Raw genomic sequence first — 15,029 nt, 5'->3', positions numbered from 1 at the left:
ATTCGCGTGCCCGTCTTTCTTATTCCTGTTTGTGACACAGCACCAGTAGCTCAAAGGTCAAGTCGAAAAATATTTGGTAAAACATCCATCCTGCTGCAAAGCCGGGCTGGTTGTTCTGGAATTAAGTTTCCCTCGGCAGCAATTCCGGGTACGAATCCAGCATCGTGAGTTCAACGTGAGTTCAGGGAGAGAGTTTCCACTATGCGTACTGAAACCGGCCAGACATTTCGTCTCGAAGATTACCGTCCGACCCCTTACGCCATACCCGAGACGAAACTGGATTTCTCACTGGAACCGGAAAAAACCATCGTCCGTGCGACCCTCACTATCGAACGCCGCGATGGCACCCCCGCCGGTACGCCTCTGGTGCTGGATGGCGACGAACTGAAACTCGTCAGCATCGCCATTGATGGCAAGCCGCTCGCCGATAACAGCTATGTCGCAACGCCCGACCAGCTGGAAATCAGCGACCTGCCGGAGGGAAAGCGCTTCACGCTTGAAATCGTGACGGAAATCAATCCGACGACAAACCGCCAGCTGTCCGGCCTTTATCGCTCAAGCGGTGTCTATTGCACCCAGTGCGAAGCCGAAGGCTTCCGCCGCATCACCTATTATTACGACCGCCCGGACGTACTGTCAGTCTATACGGTCCACATCGACGCTGACAGGCAAGCCGCTCCAATCCTTCTGTCCAACGGCAATCCGGTCGATGGCGGATCGGTCGAAGGCAAGCCCGACAGGCATTTCGCCGTCTGGCAAGATCCGCACCCGAAACCTTCCTATCTTTTCGCGCTCGTTGCCGGATCGCTTGGCGTCGTGAAGGATCACTTCACCACGCAGTCGGGAAAACCGGTCGATCTGGCGATCTATGTCGAACATGGCAAGGAAAGCCGCGCAGTCTATGCGATGGATGCATTGAAACGCTCCATGCGCTGGGATGAGGAGAAGTTCGGTCGCGAATATGATCTCGATGTCTTCAACATCGTTGCCGTGTCCGATTTCAACATGGGCGCGATGGAGAACAAAGGGCTCAACGTCTTCAATGACAAATATGTGCTGGCCGATCCAGAGACAGCAACCGACATCGACTATGCAGGTATCGAGGCGGTCATCGCGCACGAATATTTCCATAACTGGACCGGAAACCGCATCACCTGCCGAGACTGGTTCCAGCTGTGCCTCAAGGAAGGCCTGACGGTCTATCGTGATCACGAATTTTCCGCTGACGAGCGTTCGCGCCCGGTCAAGCGCATTACCGAAGTGAAGATTCTGAAAGCGCAGCAATTTCCCGAAGATGCGGGGCCGCTCGCCCATCCGGTGCGCCCGCGTGAATATCGTGAGATCAACAACTTCTATACGGCGACCGTCTATGAAAAAGGCTCGGAAGTGGTGCGCATGATCCGCACGATCATCGGACCCGATCTCTTCCGCAAAGGCATGGACCTCTATTTCGAGCGTCATGACGGAGACGCTGCAACCATCGAGGATTTCGTCAAGGTTTTCGCTGATGTTTCCGGCCAGGACTTTTCACAGTTCGCGCTCTGGTACGATCAGGCGGGAACGCCGAAGGTAGAAGCCGCCTTCGCCTATGATGCGGCAAAGGAAACCTACACGATTGAACTTTCGCAGTCGCTTGGAGCCACGCCGGGGCAATCGGTCAAGAAGCCGATGCATATTCCGATCGCCTTCGGCCTTGTCGGGCCAGACGGCAAGGACATGGCTCCAGCTTCCATTGAAGGCGGTGATGTGCGCGGCGATGTCATCCATCTGCATCGCGCATCGGAAACCATTGTCTTTCATGGCATCAAGGAACGCCCCGTGCCATCGCTGCTGCGCGGGTTCTCGGCTCCCGTTAACCTGACGGCGCCGTTATCGGATGATGACCGCGCATTCCTTGCCCTGAACGACAGCGACCCGGTCGCACGCTGGCAGGCATTGACCGGAATTTTCAGCCAGGTCCTGCTTGAAGGAGCCAAGCGCGTTCGCGGCGATCATGCACCGGCGATTGATGAGAGAAATGTGGAACTTGCGGGCAAGGTGGCGTCCGATGAGACGCTTGATCCGGCCTTCCGCGCGCTCTGCCTGACGCTGCCTACCGAAAGCGATATCGCGCGCGAAATGGGCAGCAATGTCGATCCGGACGCGATCCTTGCCAGCCGGAACCATTTCATCGATGCCATCGCCGCCCGCTATGCCGATGAATTTGCGAAGCTCTACGATGCCCTCAAACAGGATGGCGCCTTCTCGCCGGATGCCGATGCAGCGGGCAAGCGCGCCTTGCGAAACGCGCTGCTCGACTATCTGAGCCGTCATGAAAAAAGCCAGCAACGCGCCGCCGACCAGTTCGCCCTTGCCGATAACATGACCGACCGCTTCGCGGCGCTGACCGTGCTGGTGCATCGCTTTGGCGATACGCGCGAAGCAAAGGACGCACTGGCAAGCTTCGAACAGCAGTTCGGCAAGGATGGGCTCGTGATGGACAAATGGTTCAACGTGCAGGCGAGCCGTCCCGGCGAAGTAGCCTTGCAGGCCGTGCGCGACCTTACGAAACACGCCCTCTTCTCGCTCGACAATCCGAACCGCGTCCGTTCATTGATCGGTTCGTTCTCCGCGTCCAACCCGACCGGCTTCAACCGCAAGGATGGTGCGGCTTACGAGTTTTTTGCCGACACGATCCTGTCCATCGACCCGGAGAACCCACAACTGGCGGCGCGGCTTCTGACTGCGCTCCGTTCCTGGCGCTCGCTCGAAGATACCCGCCGTGAACATGCCAGGGCAGCGCTGGCGCGCATTTCCGGCGCGGGCAAATTGTCGACCGACCTGCGCGACATCGTGGACCGCACTCTCGCCTGATTCGCGTTCCATCCTGCCATCGTGATGATTCGCCCGTTCCGGTTGCTGATATGCTACCGGAACGGAGCTTTTCATGCGGGCCAGGGCAAAGGTGGCGAGGCAGTCAGCTTTCATGAGTCTTTTCATGCGTTTAGCCGAATCAAATGCCACGCAGATTCCACTTAACAGCTTGAGATTCATGAATAAATTGGCCGGTGAATTTCCGATTTTTACGCCTCGTTAACGAATTCGCTGGACAGCGCGAATCACTTTTGATTCATTGATATCATTCGGAGGTGGCGTATTCCGAATCACTTCACTCGCAGGGAATTCACGAGGGACCATTATATGGCGAGCACCGACGCGTATGGCGCGCCGGCGGGGACGCGTTGCGAATCCGGTCGGAAAAGAAGAAAGGGCAAGCTTTCGGGCCATGTCAGTCTTCTTGCTGGTCCGGCCTATGGCAAATTCGTCTCGATCGAGCCTATCCTGCGACGTCTCGTACCTGCACTCATCATCATTTTCCTGATTATTCTCGGCGTTGCGCGCGTCTTTTCGATGCTGGCGTGGCGCGACGATATCGAGCAGCAGCACAAGGCATTTCTGTCGGCTGCAACGGCCAATCTTGCACAGATGATCGAACGCGCCGCCAATGGCACCGATGCCGGTGCGCAGTTATCCGCGAAGGACATTCAGGACACGATGGCGGAGTTTCGCTCTCGCGGGCTGTCATCCCCGGGCATGACGCTTGCAGTCATTGACGGGCAATCATCCGTGGTGGCGGCATCGGGTCCGGGCCCTGATATTTCCGGCAAACCACTCGACACAATCCTGTCGGATGCGCAGCCGCTGTTCCTGTTTGCAGAGCGTGCAGGTGTGCTGAAAGTCACGCTGCAGGCCGAACCGGCATTCGGCGCCCTGTCGAAGCCGCTGTCCCTGCCCTATTCCATTATCGCCGTGGAACCGGAAAGCACGATCTTTGCGGAATGGCGCCGGGCCGTGTCGCTCAATGTGACACTCTTTGCCGGTACGACGGGCGTCATGTTCGCCATTCTCTACGCCTATTTCAGCCAGGCGGCGCGCGCTCGCGAGGCCGACGATCTTTCCGGCCAGATCCAGCGGCGTATCGATCTGGCGCTGGCGCGCGGCCGTTGCGGGCTGTGGGATTGGGACATGGCGCGGGGCCGTATCTACTGGTCGCGCTCGATGTATGAAATGCTGGGCTATGAAGCGCAGGACGCAGTGCTGCCATTCGGCGATGTGGCTGCAATCATCAATACGGAAGACGGCGACCTCTATTCCATCGCCGAACAGGCAGCTGCGGGCGATATTTCGCATGTTGATCGTGTGTTCCGCATGCGTCATGCCGATGGTTCATGGGTGTGGATGCGTGTCCGCGCAGAAATTGCGAGCGAAGGCGACCTCCATCTGGTCGGCATTGCCTTCGACGTCAGCGAACAGCACCGTTTTGCACAGCAGACGGCGGAAGCCGACATGCGCATCCGCGAAGCCATCGAGAACATTTCGGAAGCCTTCATCCTGTGGGATTCCAACAATCGCCTCGTCATGGCGAACTCCAAATTCAGCGAATATGCAGGCCTTCCGGTCTGGACGCTGAAACCCGGCGTGCCACGCAACGAAGTCGACGCCCATACGCGCCCATTCACCTTCGAGCGCCGCATGGCCAATGAGCATAACCGCGCCGGTGGCCAGACATTTGAACGGCAGTTGAGCGATGGACGCTGGCTTCAGGTCAACGAACGGCGCACGCAGGATGGCGGCCTTGTCTCCATCGGCACGGATATTACCCAGCTCAAGCTGCATCAGGAACGTCTGGTCGATAGCGAACGCCGCCTGATGGCGACCATTCACGACCTGTCGATTGCGCGAAAGGGCGAGCGCGACCGTGTGCGCGAGCTGTCCGAGCTAGCGCGCAAATATGGTCAGGAAAAGGAACGCGCCGAGGCTGCCAACCGCGCCAAGTCCGAATTCCTCGCCAATATGTCCCACGAATTGCGCACGCCGCTCAACGCGATCATCGGTTTCTCGGAAATGATCCAGGCGGGTACATTCGGCCCGCTCGGCTCCGATCGCTACGAAGAATATATCAACGACATCCATACGAGCGGCAACTTCCTGCTCAACGTCATCAATGACATTCTCGACATGTCGAAGATCGAGGCCGGACATTTCTCGCTGGACCGCGAGGAGATCGATCTCTGCCCGCTCATCAACGAGACAGTGCGCATGATCTCGCTACAGGCGGATGAGAAGAATATTGCGGTCAATACGCGCATTGAAGACGCGATGCAGCTTTATGCCGACCGGCGTGCGATCAAGCAGGTGCTGATCAATCTTCTTTCCAATGCGGTGAAATTCACGTCCTATGGCGGGCAGATCACGGTGCGGGCACGCAAGACCGGCTCGGCCCTGTTCATGACCATTCAGGATACCGGCGTCGGCATTCCGAAATCGGCGATCAAGAAGATCGGACAGCCCTTCGAGCAGGTGGAGAACCAGTTCACCAAGACCCACACCGGTTCCGGTCTGGGGCTTGCCATCACCCGCTCTCTCGCCGAACTTCACGGCGGCTGGCTTCGCATTCGCTCGACCGAAGGCGTCGGCACCGTGGTTTCTGTCTGCATTCCTGACCGCAAGCGCGGTCTCGTTGGAAATGGCGCAGAAACTCACGCGGCTTGATCAGATATTCAAGAGCTTCTCGAAACCTGTCCGTACGTCAGTGGCAACTTCCGCCAGATGATGCTCGACACGCTTTATATCGGGCATGTCTGCCGCACGGCATAACAGATCGATCATGCCCGGAATGAACTCCTCGCGCTTGGCGTCGCTTCCAAGGCACAGGCGGATCGTCTGGCTCAGATTGGTATAGAGGCGGTGTGCACTCACCAGATTGTCGGCAAGCGCCGGATCGGCAAAGGACGGGTCGAGCGCTGAAAGGATTTCTTCTGTACCCAGGGGGCGCGGCTTCCGGTCAAGCTTGTTCGCCAGCACGGCAAATTGGGCAATGAACTCCAGATCGACAATGCCACCGGGCTTGAGCTTGAAATCCCAATCGTCGGCAGGCGGTTTTTCCTGATAGATGAGATCGCGCATCTCACGCACATCCTTGGCGATCTTCTTTACATCACGCTGCGTTGAAAGGACCTCGTCTATCTCGCTCCTGATGTGCTCCATAAAGGCCGCGTCGCCGTGGATCGGGCGCGCGCGGGTCAGGGCCATATGCTCCCATGTCCATGCTTCGCTGCGCTGATATTTGCCAAAGGACTCGATATGGGTCGCAACCGGTCCCTTGTTGCCGGAAGGGCGCAGCCGCATATCGACTTCGTAAAGCACCCCTTCCGCCGTTGGCGCGGAAAGTGCTGCAATGAGCCGCTGCGTCAGGCGGATATAATATTGTGACGGAGCCAGCGGCTTTTCGCCGTCGGATTCATCCGTATCCTTGTCGTGATCGTAAAGCAGGATCAGATCGACATCAGAACCAGCGGTAAGCTCACGACTGCCAAGCTTGCCCATCGCCAGAAGGGCGACTTTTGCGCCCTTCACCCTGCCGTGTCGCCGTTCCAGTTCAGCCTCGACAACCTCGAAAGCCTTGCCGATCATCAGTTCGGCCAGATCGGAAAAAGCGCGGCCAGCCCGCACGCCGTCAATGGCGCTTGTGAGCAAGCGAATACCGATCAGGAAGCGATGCTCGGCGGCAAAGATGCGCAGTCGGTCCAGAACTTCCTCATAGTCGGTCGCAGCCCCCAGAAACACGCGAAGGCGCTCTTCCAGATAGGCACGCGTGGGCATTTCGGAAAAGATCGCCGGATCAAGCAAACCGTCGAAAACATGCGGATTTCGCGTGATGATTTCAGCAAGCCGGGGTGCGGCGCTCATGATCATCACGAGGAGGTTCAGGAGGCGGGGATTGGATTGCAGCAGGCTGAAAAGCTGGATGCCCGCCGGCAGGCCTTTCAGAAAGCCATCGAAACGCAGCAACGCCTCGTCGGCACGTTTGGTCTCGGCAAAAGCCTTGAGCAGGGCCGGCGTAAGTTCGGTCAGACGCTCACGCGCTTCGGCAGATTGGGTCGCGCGATAACGCCCGAAGTGCCATGTACGGATCACGCGGCATATATCGCTCGGACGCTCATAGCCCATTGCGGCGAGTGTCTCCAGCGTACCCGGATCGTCCACATCGCCGGTAAAGACCAGATTGCCGGATGAGCTTCCAAGTTCGGGAGCCTGTTCGAACAGCGCCGCGTAGTGCTTTTCAACAACCCTGAGCGCGTCGAGAAATGCATCGGCGAAGACTGCCGGATCAGTATAGCCCATCATATGGGCGACACGCGCAAAGCCTTCATCGTCTTCCGGCAGTATGTGCGTCTGTTCGTCGGCAATCATCTGGATGCGATGCTCCACATCGCGCAGGAAATAATACTCCTTCGCCAGAGCATCGCGGGCCTTATCGGTGATCCAGCCCCGCTCCGCCAGTCTTGCCAGCATCGGCACCGTCTGGTTGCCGCGCAGTTCAGGAAAGCGCCCGCCAGCGATCAGCTGCTGCGTCTGGACGAAGAATTCGATTTCACGGATGCCGCCGCGTCCAAGCTTCACATTGTGGCCGCGCACGGCAATATCCCCATGGCCCTTATGGGCGTGAATCTGCCGCTTAATCGAGTGCACATCGGCAATGGCCGCATAGTCGAGATATTTGCGCCACACGTAGGGGGAAAGCTCCGCGAGCACCTGCTTTCCGGATTCGCGATCACCGGCAACCGGCCGCGCCTTGATCATGGCAGCACGTTCCCAGTTCTGGCCGCGCCCTTCGTAATAGTGAAGTGCCGCGCCGACAGGAATGGCCAGCGGCGTGGAACCGGGATCGGGGCGCAGGCGAAGATCGACACGGAAGACATAGCCGTCACCCGTCCGGTCCTGCAGGATGCGGACAAGGCGGCGCGTCAGCCGTGAAAAAGTCTCGACGCATTCATAAGGATCGCCGATAGCCGGTCGGGTTTCATCAATGAAGACGATAAGATCAATATCGGACGAGTAGTTGAGTTCACGCGCACCGAACTTGCCCATGCCGAGCACGATCCAGCCACTGTCCTTGTCGGGATGGTTGCGGTCAGGAAGTTTGATCTTGCCCGCGCTATCCGCATCGAGCAGCAGGAAGTGAACGGCAGCGCCCGTGCAGGCCTCCGCCAGATCGGTGAGCCAACCAGTCGTTGCCTGCGTGTCGCAGATACCGGCGAGATCGCAGAGGGCGATCAGGACATGTGCTTCGCGTTTCAAAACGCGCAAGCTCGTCATGAGCGAGGCTTCCGTCACGGCGTCGCTTGCAGCGCTGGCCGATATTTCCGACAGAATATCCTTCAACGCCGCCTCGGGCGTTTTTGCGACGATGCGGTCGAGAATGCGCGGATGGCGGGTCAGAGCTTCGCGAATGAACGGTGAGAGATCGAGAACAGCCGAAAGGAAACGGGCGGCTTCCGCCTTTCGCAGCAAGGCAACGACGCCCGTAAGCTCCTCTTCTCCGGCGCGTGCTGCAAGGTCGGCTAAAAAACCTTCCGCCCTTGCGGGATCAAGCGGCGTCAAAGCACGAATATCTCTGCCGAAAAATTGTGCCTTTGCGTTTTCTGCCGCCATGATCCCCTCTTACGTCACGTTATTCCACCTTCTCCGACGGCAACGGGAACTCCAGAACGGCGCGCAGGCCCGGATCGTTGCCTTCAAGTCGAAGTGCGCCACCGTGCAATTTCATCACAGCCTTGGCAAGGCTTAAACCGAGTCCAGAGCCGGGTTGTGTGCGGCTTTCCTCAAGGCGAACAAAACGTTCCGTCGCCTGTTCGCGTTTTTCCTCCGGAATGCCGGGGCCGTTATCGGCAACGATGATGCGGACCCAGTTCGGATCACGTTCCATCGAAAGACTGACGGTCGCGGTCCGCTCATCACCGCCCGCATATTTGATCGCATTATCAACGAGATTCGAAATCGTCTGCCCGACCAGTTCGCGGTTGATGTGAAGCGCAACTTCATCAAGATCGCCAAGCGTGAGATTCACGCCCGCATCTTCGGCGACCGGTTCGTACATTTCGGCCACGTCCCGAAGAATGGGCGCCACCGGCATGTTTTCGAGACTCTCCGATGAATAGCCCGCTTCAAGCCGCGAGATCATGAGGATTGCGTTGAAGGTACGGATCAGTTGATCCGACTCGCCAATGATGTCTTCCAGAGCCTCACGATATTCCGGGCCAGCCTTCTTACCGGAAAGGGCTTCTTCCGCACGGTTGCGCAGGCGCGTAAGCGGTGTCTTGAGATCGTGGGCGATATTGTCGGAGACCTGTTTCAGCCCTTCGTTCAGTTCGAGAATCTTGCCGAGCATGACATTGAGATTGCCCGACAGGCGGTCGAATTCATCGCCGGAACCGTTGACCGGAAGCCTGCCCGTCAGGTCGCCATCCATGATGCGCTGTGAGGCCTTCGATACTTCATCGATGCGCTTCAAGGCGCGCCGCCCCACGAACAGCCATATCAGCAGCGCCCCGATTCCCATGATGCCCAGCGCCAGCATGAGCGACCGGCGGACCACATCGCGGAACCGTTCCGGTTCGCCAAGATCACGGCCAACCAGCAGCCGCATGCCGTTCGGCAAGGCGATCACGACCGCAATGGCGCGGTGTTCCGTCTCGGCGCCCCTGCTCGCCGTAGCGCCGATATTTAAAATCACGTTCGATAACGCCATTCGTGTCCAGAACACCGGGTTCCACGCTCTCGACATTGCCCGCAAGGATGCGGCCCGTCGGATCAGCGACCAGATAGAGGTAGGCGCCCGGCTGTCGCGAGCGATAGTCGATGGTCCGCACAAGCTGCGGAATGCCGCCTCGCGCATAGCTCTTGCCGATGCTGCCTATTTCCTCGCCGAGCGACTGCTGGGTCTGTGCAGCCAGCATGGAGGCGGACAGATTGGTCATATAGAAGACCAGCGCCACCGCACCCACAATGAAGAGCAGCAGATAAAGCGTCGACAATCGAACGGCGGTGGTGCGCATGAGCGCGGAAAAGCGGCCCATTAGAGCATTTCTTGTTTAAACTGAATCATAGGACACGCTCTATCCTTTTGTTTTTACGCATGTCTTTATCCCAAAACCGGTTGCCACTTTTGGGAGACATGCTCAATCCACCTTGGTGCCTGTGGACTGTTTCGACTTGCCAGCCTTCAGCATGTAACCGGCGCCGCGCACCGTGTGAAGCAACGGAACGTCAAAGCCCTTCTCGATCTTCGAACGCAAACGCGAGATATGCACATCGATCACATTGGTCTGCGGGTCGAAGTGGTAATCCCAGACATTTTCGAGCAGCATGGTGCGCGTCACGACCTGTCCGGCGTGGCGCATCAGATATTCGAGCAGGCGGAATTCGCGGGGCTGGAGGGTGATGTCCACATCCTGACGGCGCGCAGTGTGCGCAAGCCGGTCAAGCTCCAGATCGCCGACACGGTAGATCGTATCCGCCTCACGCGGGCTGGAACGGCGCTGCAAAACCTCGACGCGGGCCAGCAGTTCCGAAAATGCATAAGGTTTGGTCAGATAGTCGTCGCCGCCGGCGCGCAGGCCCGTAACGCGGTCATCCACTTCGCCCAGCGCGGAAAGAACCAGGACTGGCGTTTCCATGCCCTTGGCGCGCAAACCTGCCACCACGGACAGGCCGTCGCGCTTTGGCAGCATGCGGTCGACTACGAGAACATCGTAGCTTCCATTTTCGGCCAGCGCATAGCCGGTCTCGCCGTCACCGGCGATATCGGCGGAATGTCCGGCCTCGGTGAAGGCCTTCTCCAGATAGCGGGCCGCTTCGCGGTCATCTTCGATAACGAGAATCTTCATGGCGCTACTATAATAGTGTTTGAGGATAAGGCGATGCCAGGCGGTGCACCGCCTGGCATCGAATTTCTCAGAGCCTTGAGCAGCCGGTCATCATCCCTGATCGATCGGCAGGGCCACGAAGCGGCTCTGGTCGTTGCTCTGCAATTGCAGCAGCACCGCCTTGCGACCCGACTTTTCGGCTTCGCTGATGGCGTTGTTGATGTCCTTGGCGCTCTTCACCGTCTGGTTGTTGACACTGACGATGATGTCGCCGGAACGGATACCGCGGTCGGAGGCGTCGCTGTCGGGATCGACATCGGTCACCACCACGCCGTTACCGTCTTCGGACGGGGTCACGGTGAGGCCATAGGAGTCGAGGGTCTCGTTCTGGCCGCCGCCATTGTCGGTCGAAGGGCTGGCCGACTTGCCCAAATCGCCAGGCATAGCTTCGATGGTGACGCTGATTTCCTCGGCCTTATTCTTGCGCCAGACGGTCAGAGCCGCCTTTTCACCGGGAGCAACGCCCGCCACCTTGCGTGCCAGATCACGAGTGTCCTGCACGGTTTCGCCGTTGACTGCCGTGATCACGTCGCCGGACTGGATGCCAGCCTTGGCAGCCGGTCCATCCTTCTGCGGCGAAGCGACGAGTGCGCCCTTCTCTTCGGCAAGGCCGAGCGAAGCCGCGATATCCTTCGTCACCGGCTGGATCTGTACGCCAATCCAGCCACGTTCCACCGAGCCCTTCTTGATGAGCTGGTCAACGACCTGCTTTGCGGTCGAGGCCGGGATTGCAAAGGCAATGCCCACGCTGCCGCCCGAAGGCGAGAAGATGGCGGTGTTGATACCGATGACCTGACCCGACAGGTTGAAGGCGGGACCACCGGAGTTGCCCTTGTTCACGGCCGCGTCGATCTGGATGAAGTCGTCGTAAGGACCAGCGCCGATATCACGGCCACGGGCCGACACGATACCGGAGGTCACCGTACCGCCGAGACCGAACGGATTACCGACAGCCACGACCCAGTCACCGACGCGGATCTTGTTATCGTCGCCGAATGCGACATAGGTGAACTTCTGCTTCGGATCGTTGACCTTCAGCACGGCCAGATCGGTGCGCGGGTCGGTGCCGATCAGCTTGGCGTCGAGTTCCGTGCCATCGTCCATGACCACACTATAGGCATCGCCGTCGGAAACAACGTGGTTGTTGGTTACGACATAACCGTCTTCAGAGATGAAGAAGCCGGAACCTTGGGCAACCGGACGTTCGTGGCCGGGACGAGGACCGCGCTTGCCGGGGCCGCGGCGATCAGGGCGCGCATCGGGACGTGCATCGCCGCGCGGGTCCATGCCAAAATCACGGAAGAAGCGCTTGAGCGGATGGTCGTCCGGAAGCTGATAGAAGCCCTGAGGGCCGGAGAACTGGCCACCCCCACGATCAGCGGTTTGCTGCACGTCCTTCTTGACACGGACGCTGACGACAGCCGGACGAACCTTCTCAACGAGATCGGCAAAACCCGCAGCCTGCGGCGGCGGCGTTACCTGCACGGCATCCGCACGGGCGTCATTGAGCGCACCGATAGGACCGGTCGCGACAAAACCACCGGCGAGAACGGCCGACAATGCGATCGCGGCAACGCTCTTGCGATAGTTGGAAATCCTGGCTCTGGACATGTATTTCTCCTTACGAGCAGTAATCCGGCCGCGGTCCTGATCATTCAGGAAACGTGGACCTGTGAAACCTTTATAGAGCGTAAGATAGTCAGGGCTACCTTACCGCTCCGTTTCCACCACATGAAAGTTTCGTAAGGTTACGAATAACAAATACCGGCGACCGGCGCCTATTTTCCGTCGAGCAGGCGTGATAATTCCGCCTTTTCGCTTTCGGTAAGCGGCTGGGGCGCCTCCCCCACCCGCTTGCGTCCGCGAAAGGCGAAAACCAGCGCTACAGCACCGATCAGCAATATGACGACCGGAAATCCCCACAGGAGTACGGTGCGCGCGTTGAGACGCGGCTTCAAAAGCACGAACTCTCCGTAACGGTCGACGATGAAGTCCATCACCTGTTCGTCACTGTCGCCTTCTTTCAGCCGGTCACGGACAAGAATGCGGAGATCGCGGGCAAGCTCGGCATTGGAATCGTCGATGGATTCATTCTGGCAAACCATGCAGCGCAGTTCGCCGGAAATGGTGCGGGCGCGCTTTTCAAGCACTGGATCGGAGAGAACCTCGTCCGGATTGACGGCGAGCGCTGCAGTTCCCTGAAAGGCCAGGGCTGCGCCAAGCAGAAGTGCCGCAAATGCCGAGCGCGTTTTCATGCCGCGGCCTCCGCCTCTTGGCGAGCCGATTTGCGGCTGCGCGAAGGCGCACCCACCCGCAGGCGCCGGTCAGCCAGAGAAAACAGTGCACCCACCATCATGACGAGAGCCCCGTACCATATCAGTGTCACATCGGGCTTCCACCAGATACGGACGACGACCGATCCGTCCCCCGGTTCGTCGCCAAGCGCAACATAGACCTGGCTGAACCATAGCGTCTTGATGCCTGATTCAGTTGTCGGCATCTGGCGAGCCGGGAAAAACCGCTTGGACGGTTCGATTTGTCCAAGACTGCGCGAGCTGGAATCGAGCAGCGTGAAAGTACCGCGATTTTCGGTGAAGTTGGAGCCAGTGAGCGGGCGCAGGCCTTCAAAGCGCAGCGTGTAATCCTGTACCCTGGCGGTATCGCCCGGACGCATGATCAGCACATTTTCCGTGCCGAAAGTGGTGACGCTCACGATGCCCAGCAGTGTCACGCCGAGCCCGATATGGGCAAGTGCGGTACCGAAAACCGAGCGCGGCAAACCCTTGAAGCGCGCAAACGCCTTGCTCGCGGAGACCTTGCCTATGCCAGCCTTGAGCACGAGGTCCGTCAGGCTGCCGAAAATCAGCCATGCCGCAAGCCCGATCCCGCAGGCGGCGAGAACCGATTTCGCCGATGTGCTCCACAGGACGATTGCCGCAGCCACGAGCGAGAGCGCGAAAGCCGTCATCAGCCGCTGCGAGACGCCGTAAAGATCGCCGCGTTTCCAGGCGAGCAGCGGGCCGAAGGGCACCGCGAACAGAAGCGGGATCATCAGGGGGCCGAACGTCATGTTGAAGAACGGTGCGCCAACGGAAATCTTGTCGCCGGTCATCACTTCCAGCAGCAGCGGATAAAGCGTGCCGATCAGCACGGTCGCAGCGGCGGTCGTCAAAAACAGATTGTTGAAGACCAGTGCACCTTCGCGCGAAATCGGATGGAAGATGCCGCCTGCCGTCAGGCTCTGCACCCGGAGCGCGAAAAGCGAGAGCGAACCGCCAATGAAGATTGCAAGGATGGCCAGAATGAAGAGGCCGCGCCCCGGATCGGTGGCGAAGCTGTGAACCGAAGTCAGAACGCCGGAGCGGACAAGGAAGGTGCCGAGCAGCGACAGCGAAAAGGTGAGGATCGCCAGCAGCACGGTCCAGATTTTCAGCGCCGAGCGCTTTTCCATGACGAGTGCTGAATGGAGCAGTGCGGTGCCGACCAGCCAAGGCATGAAGGATGCATTTTCAACCGGGTCCCAGAACCACCAGCCGCCCCAGCCAAGCTCGTAATAGGCCCAGTAGGAACCCATGGCGATGCCGCCGGTCAGGAACATCCATGCGACAAGCGCCCATGGGCGCACCCAGCGCGCCCATGCAGCATCAAGGCGCCCCTCCAACAGGGCCGCCACGGCAAAGGAGAAACAAACCGAAAACCCGACATAGCCGAGATAGAGCAGCGGCGGGTGGATCGCGAGGCCGATATCCTGAAGGATCGGGTTGAGATCGCCGCCCTCCATCGGAGCCGGAAAAATACGGGTAAAAGGATTGGAGGTGAAGACGATGAACGCCAGAAAAGCCACCCCGATCCAGCCTTGCACGGCGAGGACATTGGCGCGCAGCGTTTCAGGCAGGTTGCCGGAAAAAGCCGCGACCAGCGCACTGAAGAAGGTGAGAATAAACACCCACAGCAGCATTGAGCCTTCGTGATTACCCCAGACGCCGGTGATCTTGTAGAGAAGCGGCTTTTGCGAGTGAGAATTCTCGACCACATTCAGGACCGAGAAATCCGACACGACATAGGCATGGACAAGCACGGCGGATGCAAGGCAGATCAGCGCAAAGACTGCAATTGCAGTCGGGGCGGCGACTGACATGAGCTGTGGGTCGCGACGATGCGCGCCGACCACCGGCACGATCGATTGGACAATCGACAGTGCCAGTGCCAGAACCAGAGCAAAATGGCCTATCTCGACGCTCATCTGCAGTCTCCATCAGGCACGCAACCGGACATCGCCGG

7 protein-coding genes and 1 pseudogene are annotated in these 15,029 nt (G+C 58.9%); 2 read left to right on the top strand and 6 right to left on the bottom strand.

All coding sequences use genetic code 11. The features are described from left to right. The first annotated feature begins 201 nt into the window (after positions 1–201). On the top strand, positions 202–2,853 hold the full coding sequence (gene pepN / locus OINT_RS03305) for an aminopeptidase N (protein WP_006466352.1): 2,652 nt from the start codon (positions 202–204) through the stop codon (positions 2,851–2,853). 327 nt (positions 2,854–3,180) lie between these two features. Further along, entirely contained in the window at positions 3,181–5,532 is a 2,352-nt protein-coding gene (locus OINT_RS03300) for a PAS domain-containing sensor histidine kinase (protein WP_006466351.1), read from the top strand. On the opposite strand, the gene OINT_RS03295 is transcribed toward OINT_RS03300, so the two are convergent. The 6 genes and pseudogenes from OINT_RS03295 to OINT_RS03270 form a co-directional block, all read right to left on the bottom strand. After that, on the bottom strand, positions 5,533–8,475 hold the full coding sequence (locus tag OINT_RS03295) for a bifunctional [glutamine synthetase] adenylyltransferase/[glutamine synthetase]-adenylyl-L-tyrosine phosphorylase (RefSeq protein ID WP_006466350.1): 2,943 nt from the start codon (positions 8,473–8,475) through the stop codon (positions 5,533–5,535). A 19-nt stretch (positions 8,476–8,494) separates the two neighbouring features. Beyond that, a pseudogene (locus tag OINT_RS03290) lies at positions 8,495–9,899 on the bottom strand (sensor histidine kinase). A 102-nt stretch (positions 9,900–10,001) separates the two neighbouring features. Next, positions 10,002–10,709, bottom strand: a complete 708-nt coding sequence (locus tag OINT_RS03285; protein ID WP_006466349.1) for a response regulator transcription factor — start codon at positions 10,707–10,709, stop codon at positions 10,002–10,004. A gap of 90 nt (positions 10,710–10,799) precedes the next feature. Next, positions 10,800–12,359, bottom strand: a complete 1,560-nt coding sequence (locus OINT_RS03280) for a Do family serine endopeptidase (RefSeq protein ID WP_006466348.1) — start codon at positions 12,357–12,359, stop codon at positions 10,800–10,802. 167 nt (positions 12,360–12,526) lie between these two features. Then, complete coding sequence (locus tag OINT_RS03275; RefSeq protein ID WP_006466347.1) at positions 12,527–13,003, bottom strand: cytochrome c-type biogenesis protein; 477 nt, start codon at positions 13,001–13,003, stop codon at positions 12,527–12,529. After that, positions 13,000–14,991: a heme lyase CcmF/NrfE family subunit gene (locus tag OINT_RS03270; RefSeq protein ID WP_006466346.1), complete on the bottom strand. Its 1,992-nt coding sequence runs from the start codon at positions 14,989–14,991 to the stop codon at positions 13,000–13,002. Before OINT_RS03270 ends, OINT_RS03275 begins: the two co-directional genes overlap by 4 nt. Positions 14,992–15,029: the final 38 nt, after the last annotated feature.

The sequence above is a fragment of the Brucella intermedia LMG 3301 genome, from assembly GCF_000182645.1.
In the GTDB taxonomy this organism is placed as follows: domain Bacteria; phylum Pseudomonadota; class Alphaproteobacteria; order Rhizobiales; family Rhizobiaceae; genus Brucella; species Brucella intermedia.
The sequence above is the reverse complement of the archived record's forward strand: the minus strand, read 5'-3'. Positions and strand labels throughout refer to the sequence as shown.